Source organism: Rhodococcus sp. RS1C4, from assembly GCF_002258225.1.
In the GTDB taxonomy this organism is placed as follows: domain Bacteria; phylum Actinomycetota; class Actinomycetes; order Mycobacteriales; family Mycobacteriaceae; genus Rhodococcoides; species Rhodococcoides fascians_E.
The window spans coordinates 1-1,673 of record NZ_NOXZ01000055.1 but is presented as its reverse complement, the minus strand read 5'-3'; the positions used below and the strand labels follow the sequence as shown (position 1 = coordinate 1,673).

Annotated in this window: 1 protein-coding gene; it reads left to right on the top strand. The window is 59.8% G+C overall.

Features of this window, described 5'->3' with window-relative positions; genetic code table 11:
* Window positions 1-9: 9 nt before the first annotated feature.
* A partial coding sequence (gene ctaD / locus CH289_RS27370) for an aa3-type cytochrome oxidase subunit I (RefSeq protein WP_218828476.1) occupies window positions 10-1,673 on the top strand: 1,664 nt, incomplete at its 3' end.

Genomic DNA, 1,673 nt, shown 5'->3' with positions numbered 1-1,673 from the left:
ACTCCCGCTGTGACGGCGGCTCGGCCTTTTCCGCCGCGGATGGGACCTAAGGGTTCGTTCGTTCACAAGGCGATTACGACCACTGATCCCAAGGTGTTGGGGATCATGTACATCGCGACGTCGATTGCGTTCTTCCTCGTCGGTGGGTTGATGGCGTTGCTGATGCGCGCCGAGTTGGCTGTGCCGGGGATGCAGTTTCTGTCCAACGAGCAGTACAACCAGTTGTTCACCATGCACGGCACGATCATGTTGCTGTTGTATGCGACGCCGATCGTGTTCGGGTTCGCCAATTACATTCTGCCGTTGCAGATCGGTGCTCCGGATGTGGCGTTCCCGCGGCTCAATGCGTTCTCGTACTGGTTGTATCTGTTCGGTGCGTTGATCACCACGGCCGGGTTCATCACTCCTGGTGGTGCCGCGGACTTCGGGTGGACTGCCTACACGCCGTTGACGAGTGCTCTGCATTCGCCGGGTGTGGGTGCTGATCTGTGGATCATGGGGTTGGCGGTGGCCGGTTTGGGCACCATTCTCGGTGGCGTCAACATGATCACCACGGTCATCTGTTTGCGGGCGCCGGGTATGACGATGTTCCGGATGCCGATTTTCACCTGGAACATCCTGGTGACCTCGATTCTGATTCTTCTTGCGTTCCCGTTGTTGACGGCGGCGTTGTTGGGGTTGGCGGCCGATCGTCATCTGGGTGCGCACTTGTTCGATCCGGCGACCGGTGGTGTGTTGCTGTGGCAGCACTTGTTCTGGTTCTTCGGTCATCCCGAGGTGTACATCATCGCGTTGCCGTTCTTCGGGATCGTCTCGGAGATCTTCCCGGTGTTCTCGCGTAAGCCGATGTTCGGGTACACCACGTTGATCTACGCGACGATCGCGATCGCGGCGTTGTCGATCGCGGTGTGGGCGCATCACATGTATGCCACCGGTGCGGTGTTGCTTCCGTTCTTCTCGTTCATGACGTTCTTGATCGCGGTGCCCACGGGTGTGAAGATCTTCAACTGGATCGGCACGATGTGGCGTGGTCAGGTGACGCTCGAGACGCCGATGTTGTTCTCCATCGGGTTCTTGATCACGTTCCTCTTCGGTGGTCTCTCGGGTGTGTTGCTCGCCAGCCCGCCGATCGATTTCCATGTCACCGACACCTACTTCGTGATCGCGCACTTCCACTATGTGGTGTTCGGGACGGTGGTGTTCGCGACGTATGCCGGTATCTATTTCTGGTTCCCGAAGATGACGGGCCGGATGATGGACGAGACGCTCGGCAAGTGGCATTTCTGGTTGACGTTCTTCGGGTTCCACGGCACGTTCCTGGTGCAGCACTGGCTCGGGAACGAGGGTATGCCGCGTCGGTACGCCGATTACCTGGCGTCGGACGGGTTCACCACACTCAACATCATTTCCACGATCGGGGCGTTCGTGCTCGGTGCGTCGACGTTGCCGTTCGTGTGGAATGTCTTCAAGTCCTACCGGTACGGCGAAGTGGTCACCGTCGACGATCCGTGGGGGTACGGCAACTCGTTGGAATGGGCGACCTCCTGCCCGCCGCCGCGGCACAACTTCACCGAACTGCCCCGGATCCGTTCCGAGCGTCCCGCGTTCGAACTGCACTACCCGCACATGGTCGAACGCCTCCGCGCCGAAGCCCACGTCGGACCAGGTGCCCA